At 47.5% G+C, this 9,122-nt stretch carries 2 protein-coding genes; both read left to right on the top strand.

Going from position 1 to position 9,122, the window contains the following annotated elements; translation table 11 throughout:
• Positions 1–13: 13 nt before the first annotated feature.
• A complete protein-coding gene (locus tag IPJ16_14880; protein ID MBK7628459.1) occupies positions 14–4,723 on the top strand; it encodes an Ig-like domain-containing protein in 4,710 nt (1,569 codons plus the stop codon).
• On the top strand, positions 4,636–9,114 hold the full coding sequence (locus IPJ16_14875) for a gliding motility-associated C-terminal domain-containing protein (GenBank protein MBK7628458.1): 4,479 nt from the start codon (positions 4,636–4,638) through the stop codon (positions 9,112–9,114). Before IPJ16_14880 ends, IPJ16_14875 begins: the two co-directional genes overlap by 88 nt.
• The last annotated feature ends 8 nt before the right edge of the window (positions 9,115–9,122 follow it).

Genomic DNA, 9,122 nt, shown 5'->3' with positions numbered 1-9,122 from the left:
TACGACAGGTTTAGTGACAGGAGTAGTAGCAGGTACATGTAATATTATTTATACTATTACAGGCGGATGTGGAGGAACAATATCTTCTCAGCAGAGTGTTACTATCACTCCAAATGCAAGCATTACCTCAGTTACAGGAACAAGTCCATTATGTATAGCAGGCACTGCCACTTATGTGGCTAACGGAGTTGTCCTAGGCGGCGGCACTGGAGCATGGAGCAGCAGCAATGCGGCAGTAGCTACAGTTGATGCTACAGGTCTGGTTACCGGAGTAAGTGCAGGCACAGCAAATATTATCTATACAATTACAGGTGGTTGTGGCGGCGTAGTCTCAGCACAGCAGAGTGTTACTATCACTCCCAATGCAAGCATCACTTCAGTAACAGGCAGCAGTCCACTTTGTATCACAGGCACCTCCACCTATACGGCTAATGGTGTTACCCTTGGCGGAGGTACAGGTGCATGGAGCAGCAGCAATGCGGCAGTAGCTACAGTTAACGGTTCTGGTTTGGTCACCGGAGTAAGTGCAGGCACAGCAAATATAATCTACACAATCACAGGCGGCTGTGGCGGTGTAGTCTCAGCACAGCAGAGTGTAACCATATCTCCAAATGCAAGTATCACCTCAGTAACAGGCACAAGTCCATTATGTATAGGCGGCACAGCTACATATACAACTACAGGAGTTGTTCTTAGCGGCGGTACAGGCGCATGGAGCAGCAGCAACGCAGCAGTAGCTACAGTTGATGCAGCTGGTCTGGTCACCGGAGTAAGTGCAGGCACAGCAAATATTATCTATACAATCACAGGCGGCTGTGGAGGAACAGTCTCAGCACAGCAGAGCGTGACCATCACTCCAAATGCAAGTATAACTTCAGTAACAGGCAGCAGTCCACTTTGTATCACAGGCACCTCCACCTATACGGCTAATGGAGTTGTTCTTGGGGGAGGTACAGGCGCATGGAGCAGCAGCAATGCTGCAGTAGCAACAGTTGATGCAGCTGGTCTGGTCACCGGAGTAAGTGCAGGCACAGCAAATATTATCTATACAATCACAGGTGGTTGTGGCGGTGTAGTCTCAGCACAGCAGAGCGTAACTATTAATCCAAATGCAAGCATTACCTCAGTAACAGGCACAAGTCCATTATGTATAGGCGGCACAGCTACATATACAACTACAGGAGTTGTCCTTAGCGGCGGTACAGGAGCATGGAGCAGCAGCAACGCAGCAGTAGCAACAGTTGATGCTACAGGTCTGGTTACCGGAGTAAGTGCAGGCACAGCAAATATTATTTATACAATTACAGGCGGCTGTGGTGGCGTGGTCTCAGCACTGCAGAGTGTTACGATCAATCCCAATGCAGGTATCACTTCAGTAACAGGCAGCAGTCCACTTTGTATCACAGGCACCTCCACCTATACGGCTAATGGAGTTGTTCTAGGCGGCGGTACAGGTGCATGGAGCAGCAGCAATGTTGCAATAGCTACAGTTGATGCAGCTGGTCTGGTCACCGGGGTAAGTGCAGGAACCTGCGATATTATCTATACAATCACAGGTGGTTGTGGCGGTGTAGTCTCAGCACAGCAGAGCGTGACCATTAATCCAAATGCAAGTATTACTTCAGTTACAGGAGCAAGTCCTGTATGTATAGGAGGAATAGTACCTTATACAGCTAACGGAGTTGTTCTTGGCGGCGGGACAGGTGCATGGAGCAGCAGCAACACGGCAGTAGTCACAGTTAACGCTGCAGGCTTGGTTACCGGAGTAAGTGCAGGCACAGCAAATATTATTTATACAATTACAGGCGGCTGTGGAGGAACAGTCTCAGCACAGCAGAGTGTGACTGTCAATCCAAATGCAAGCATTACATCAGTTACAGGCACAAGTCCATTATGTATAGGCGGCACAGCTACATATACAACTACAGGAGTTGTCCTTAGCGGCGGTACAGGTGCATGGAGCAGCAGCAACAGTGCAGTAGCCACTGTTAACGGTTCTGGTTTGGTCACCGGAGTAAGTGCAGGCACAGCAAATATTATCTATACAATCACAGGCGGCTGTGGAGGAACAGTCTCAGCACAGCAGAGTGTAACCATATCTCCAAATGCAAGTATCACTTCAGTAACAGGCACAAGTCCATTATGTATAGGCGGTACAGCTACATATACAACTACAGGAGTTGTCCTTAGCGGCGGCACAGGAGCATGGAGCAGCAGCAACGCAGCAGTAGCTACAGTTGATGCTTCCGGTTTGGTGACCGGAGTTAGTGGCGGCACAGCAAATATTATTTATACAATCACAGGTGGCTGTGGAGGCGTAGTCTCAGCACAGCAGAGCGTAACCATCACTCCAAATGCAAGTATCACTTCAGTAACAGGCACAAGTCCATTATGTATAGGCGGTACAGCTACATATACAACTACAGGAGTTGTTCTTGGCGGAGGTACAGGTGCATGGAGCAGCAGCAATGCTGCAATAGCGACAGTAAGTGCAGGCGGTATTGTAACCGGAGTTGCAGCAGGAACCTGTGATATTATCTATACAATTACAGGTGGTTGTGGCGGCGTGGTCTCAGCACTTCAGAGTGTGACCGTCAATCCAAATGCAAGCATTACCTCAGTAACAGGATCAAGTCCATTATGTATAGGCGGCACAGCCACATATACAGCTAATGGTGTTACCCTTGGCGGAGGCACAGGTGCATGGAGCAGCAGCAACGCAGCAGTAGCTACAGTTGATGCATCCGGTTTGGTTACCGGGGTTAGTGCAGGTACGGTAAATATTATCTATACAATTACAGGCGGTTGTGGCGGCTTAGTCTCAGCACAGCAGAGCGTAACCATCACTCCAAATGCAAGTATAACTTCAGTAACAGGCAGCAGTCCACTTTGTATCACAGGCACGGCAACATATACAGCTAATGGAGTTGTCCTGGGCGGCGGTACAGGAGCATGGAGTAGCAGCAATGCGGCAGTAGCTACAGTTGATGCATCAGGTTTGGTCACCGGAGTAAGTGCCGGTGCAGCAAATATTATCTATACAATTACAGGCGGTTGTGGCGGTGTAGTCTCAGCACTGCAGAGTGTAACCATTACTCCCAATGCAAGTATTACTTCAGTAACAGGATCAAGTCCATTATGTATAGGCGGTACAGCAACCTATACAGCTAATGGTGTTGTTCTAGGCGGCGGTACAGGAGCATGGAGCAGCAGTAATGTTGCAATAGCGACAGTAAGTGCAGGCGGTATTGTAACCGGAGTTGCAGCAGGAACCTGTGATATTATCTATACAATTACAGGTGGTTGTGGAGGCGTGGTCTCAGCACTGCGGAGCGTGACCATCACTCCAAACGCAAGTATCACCTCAGTAACAGGATCAAGCCCATTATGTATAGGCGGCACAGCAACCTATACAGCTAATGGTGTTGTTCTTGGAGGTGGTTCAGGCGCATGGAGCAGCAGTAATACTTCAATCGCCACAGTAAGTGCAGGCGGTATTGTAACCGGAGTTGCCTCAGGAACCTGTGATATTATCTATACAATTACAGGTGGTTGTGGTGGCGTAGTCTCGGCACAGCAGAGCGTTATCGTTAATCCCAATGCAAGTATCACCTCAGTAACAGGAACAAGCCCATTATGTATAGGAGGCACAGCTACTTATACAGCTAATGGAGTTGTCCTGGGTGGAGGTACCGGAGTATGGAGCAGCAGTGATCCATCAGTAGCTACAGTGAACAATACGACAGGTTTAGTGACAGGAGTAGTAGCAGGTACATGTAATATTATTTATACTATTACAGGCGGATGTGGAGGAACAATATCCTCTCAGCAGAGTGTTACTATCACTCCAAATGCAAGCATTACCTCAGTAACAGGAACAAGTCCATTATGTATAGCAGGCACTGCCACTTATGTGGCTAACGGAGTTGTCCTAGGCGGCGGCACTGGAGCCTGGAGCAGCAGCAATGCGGCAGTAGCTACAGTTGATGCTACAGGTCTGGTTACCGGAGTAAGTGCAGGCACAGCAAATATTATCTATACAATTACAGGTGGTTGTGGCGGCGTAGTCTCAGCACAGCAGAGTGTTACTATCACTCCCAATGCAAGCATCACTTCAGTAACAGGCAGCAGTCCACTTTGTATCACAGGCACCTCCACCTATACGGCTAATGGTGTTACCCTTGGCGGAGGTACAGGTGCATGGAGCAGCAGCAATGCGGCAGTAGCTACAGTTAACGGTTCTGGTTTGGTCACCGGAGTAAGTGCAGGCACAGCAAATATTATCTATACAATCACAGGTGGCTGTGGCGGTGTAGTCTCAGCACAGCAGAGCGTAACCATATCTCCAAATGCAAGCATTACATCAGTTACAGGCACAAGTCCATTATGTATAGGCGGCACAGCTACATATACAACTACAGGAGTTGTCCTTAGCGGAGGTACAGGCGCATGGAGCAGCAGCAACGCAGCAGTAGCTACAGTTGATGCAGCTGGTCTGGTGACCGGAGTAAGTGCAGGCACAGCAAATATTATCTATACAATCACAGGTGGCTGTGGCGGTGTAGTCTCAGCACAGCAGAGCGTAACCATATCTCCAAATGCAAGCATTACATCAGTTACAGGCACAAGTCCATTATGTATAGGCGGCACAGCACATATACAACTACAGGAGTTGTCCTTGGCGGCGGTACAGGTGCATGGAGCAGCAGCAATGCGGCAGTAGCTACAGTTGATGCTACAGGTCTGGTTACCGGAGTAAGTGCAGGCACAGCAAATATTATTTATACAATCACAGGCGGCTGTGGTGGAGTAGTCTCAGCACAGCAGAGCGTAACCATATCTCCAAATGCAAGCATTACATCAGTTACAGGCACAAGTCCATTATGTATAGGCGGCACAGCTACATATACAACTACAGGAGTTGTCCTTAGCGGCGGTACAGGTGCATGGAGCAGCAGCAACGCAGCAGTAGCTACAGTTGATGCTACAGGTCTGGTTACCGGAGTAAGTGCAGGCACAGCAAATATTATTTATACAATCACAGGCGGCTGTGGTGGAGTAGTCTCAGCACAGCAGAGTGTTACGATCAATCCCAATGCAGGTATCACTTCAGTAACAGGCAGCAGTCCACTTTGTATCACAGGCACATCCACCTATACAGCTAATGGAGTTGTACTTGGCGGAGGTACAGGTGCATGGAGCAGCAGCAATGTTGCAATAGCTACAGTTGATGCAGCGGGTCTGGTCACCGGAGTTGCCTCAGGAACCTGCGATATTATCTATACAATCACAGGTGGTTGTGGTGGCGTAGTCTCAGCACAGCAGAGCGTGACCATTAACCCAAATCTCCCGGTTAGTGTAACAATATTAGCCGATGCCAACCCAGTATGCGCAGGCACAACAGTTAACTTCACTGCTACCCCGACAAATGGTGGTGCAGCACCTGTATATCAGTGGAAGGTTAATGGAGTTAATGCAGGTGTTAATGCAGCAACCTATTCATATGTACCTGTAACAGGTGATATAGTTACAGTTGACCTGACATCGAATGCAGTGTGTCCGACAGGTAACCCTGCCACCTCGGCACCGGTTACAATGACAGTCAATCCGTTGCTTCCTGTAAGTGTTACAGTAGCAGCCGATGCCAACCCCGTATGTTCAGGAACCACAGTTAACTTTACTGCTACCCCGACAAATGGTGGTGCAGCCCCTGTATATCAGTGGAAAGTCAATGGAGTTAATGCAGGAGTTAATGCTGCTACCTACTCATATGTACCTGTAACAGGCGATATAGTAACAGTAGTTCTTACCTCGAATGCAACCTGTCCGACAGGTAACCCTGCCACCTCGGCACCGGTTACAATGACAGTCAATCCGTTGCTTCCTGTAAGTGTCACAGTAGCAGCTGATGCCAACCCTGTATGTGCAGGCACAACAGTTAACTTCACTGCTACCCCGACAAACGGTGGTGCAGCCCCTGTCTATCAGTGGAAAGTCAATGGAGTAAATGCAGGTATCAATGCAGCAACTTACTCATACGTACCTGTAACGGGCGATATAGTAACAGTAGAACTTACCTCTAATGCAACCTGTCCGACAGGTAACCCTGCCACCTCGGCACCGTTAACAATGACAGTCAATCCGTTGCTTCCTGTAAGTGTCACAGTAGCAGCTGATGCCAACCCTGTTTGTGCAGGCACAACAGTTAACTTCACTGCCACCCCGACAAACGGTGGTGCAGCCCCTGTCTATCAGTGGAAGGTCAATGGAGTCAATGCAGGTGTTAATGCAGCAACCTACTCATATGTACCTGTAACAGGCGATATAGTAACAGTAGATCTTACCTCGAATGCAACCTGTCCGACAGGTAACCCTGCCACATCGGCACCGGTAACAATGACGGTCGATCCGTTGCTTCCTGTAAGTGTGACAGTAGCAGCTGATGCCAACCCTGTATGCGCAGGCACAACAGTTAACTTCACTGCCACCCCGACAAATGGAGGAGCAGCCCCTGTCTATCAGTGGAAGGTCAACGGAGTCAATGCAGGCATCAACGCATCAACTTACTCATATATACCAGTAACAGGTGATGTTGTAACAGTAGAACTTACCTCTAATGCAACCTGTCCGACAGGTAACCCTGCCACCTCGGCACCGTTAACAATGACAGTCAATCCGTTGCTTCCTGTAAGTGTCACACTAGCTGCCGATGCCAACCCTGTATGTACAGGAACCACAGTTAACTTCACTGCTACCCCGGTTAATGGAGGAGCAGCCCCTGTATATCAGTGGAAGGTCAATGGAGTAAATGCAGGTATCAACTCAGCAACTTACTCATATGTACCAGTAACAGGCGATATAGTAACTGTAGATCTTACCTCAAATGCAACTTGTCCTACAGGTAATCCTGCCACATCGGCACCGTTGACAATGACGGTCAATACAACTCCTGTTATAGTTATAACTAGTCCTTCAGCAGTATGCTCACCTGCTACAGTCGATCTAACGGCTGCGGCAGTTACAGCAGGCAGTACAGCTGGACTTACTTATACATACTGGACAGATGCATTAGCAACAACTGCTTATGCAACACCAGCAACTGCTTCGACAGGAACCTATTATATAAAAGGAACTATCGGTGGCGGATGCTTCGATATCAAACCAGTAGTTGTTACGGTAAACACAACACCAGCTGTTTCTGTAGTTAATCCTTCAGCAGTGTGCTCACCGGCAACAGTCGATCTAACGGCCTCGGCAGTTACAACAGGCAGTACAGCAGGACTTGCCTTTACTTACTGGACTGATGCAGCAGCTACATTGTCATATGCAACACCGGCAACAGCTTCCTCCGGTACCTATTATATAAAAGGTACTGATCCGGTTACAGGTTGCTTTGATATTAAGCCGGTAATAGTGACTGTAAATACAACTCCTTCAGTAGCCTATGTGAAGACAGATATTCTGTGCAATGGTATTGCATCAGGATCAATAGATCTGACAGTTACAGGAGGAACAGCACCTTACACCTTTGCTTGGACCGGAACGGGTGTAATAGCTGCATCTGAAGATCAGACAGGCTTAATAGCAGATACTTATAGTGTCGTTGTAAGTGATGCAAACACTTGCTCTCCTGCGGCAACAGTTGTTCTGTTAACCCAACCTGCAACTGCTCTGTCCGGAAGCATTACCTCTCAGTCAAATGTAACTATTAACGGAGGAAATGATGGCAGTGTAACTGTTGCCGGATCAGGAGGTACTGCACCATATCTGTTTAAGATCGGAGCAGGCTTATACCAGGTTTCCGGTACATTCAGCTCACTCATAGCAGGTAATTATACGGTAACAATACAGGATGCAAACCTTTGTACATTCGATGTTGCTGTTGTAATAACACAACCGGCGGCTCCTCTGGCAGTAAGCGTTTCGTCACAGACTAATGTCGATTGCTTTGGAAGTTCAACAGGAAGTGTTACAGTTATCGGAACTGGTGGTGTAACTCCTTATGAATACAGTAAGGATGGTATTACATTCCAGCCTTCTGCTATATTCACGACACTTGCAGCTGGTAATTATACGATTACTATCAGAGATTTTGCACTGAGTACATCCACTGTTAATGTTACTATTTCAGGGCCTTCTGCAGCAGTAAGCGGAGCAATAAGCTCCTCTGTGAATATTCTCTGCTTTGGAAGCAGTACCGGTAGTGTAACAGTTGCCGGATCAGGTGGTGTCGCTCCTTATCAGTATAAGATTGGAACCGGTTCATATCAGGTTTCAGGTACATTTAACACTTTGGCTGCCGGGACATATACAATAACGGTTCAGGATGCAAACCTCTGCACTAGTAATGTTACAGTTACCCTAACTCAACCGGCTGCTGCACTTACCGGAGCCATTCTGGCCCAGACAAATGTTTTATGTTCCGGAGCTTCTAATGGAACTCTGTCTGTTGGAGGAAGTGGAGGAACCGGACCTTATCAGTATAGTCTGAATGGCGGTATCTTCCAGTTAACTGGTGTTTATTCAGGCCTGGCAGCTGGCAATTACACTATTTCAGTGAGAGATGCCAATCTGTGTACAGTTAATGTACCGGTTGCTGTTACTGAACCAGCAGTTCTCTCAGTAGCTTCTGCAACTACGAATGCATCATGTCCGGGTGAACCTGATGGTACTATTACCCTGACAATAACCGGAGGAACGCAGCCTTACAATGTAATCTGGGCAGATGGTGTACTCACAGCAAACAGAGCAACTGTTACCAACGGTACCTACAGTGCTGTGATAACCGATTCAAATGGCTGTGCAACATCTGTTGATGTGGTTGTAGCCTATACCGGATCTGAGACATGTATTGAGATTCCACAGGTAATTACCCCTAATAATGACGGGTTTAATGACACCTGGAAGATCAAGAATATCGATCTCTTCCCGGATGCAGAGGTATTCGTATTTACAAGATGGGGAAAACTTGTATATAACACAAAGAATATTTCTGCTAATGAATGGAATGGAACCTTTAAAGGTGCTGAGTTACCAACAGATTCTTATCACTATGTTCTGCACCTTAACAATGGTTCGGAACCACGTTCAGGAGTAATAAGTATAATCAGATAATTATTATT

This window comes from Bacteroidales bacterium (assembly GCA_016709865.1).
Taxonomy (GTDB): Bacteria; Bacteroidota; Bacteroidia; order Bacteroidales; family VadinHA17; genus LD21.
The sequence above is the reverse complement of the archived record's forward strand: the minus strand, read 5'-3'. Positions and strand labels throughout refer to the sequence as shown.

Coding starts and splice junctions, on each gene's coding strand:
- IPJ16_14875 (MBK7628458.1), top strand. CDS start 4,636: ATGTATAGGCGGCACAGCACATATACAACTACAGGAGTTGTCCTTGGC.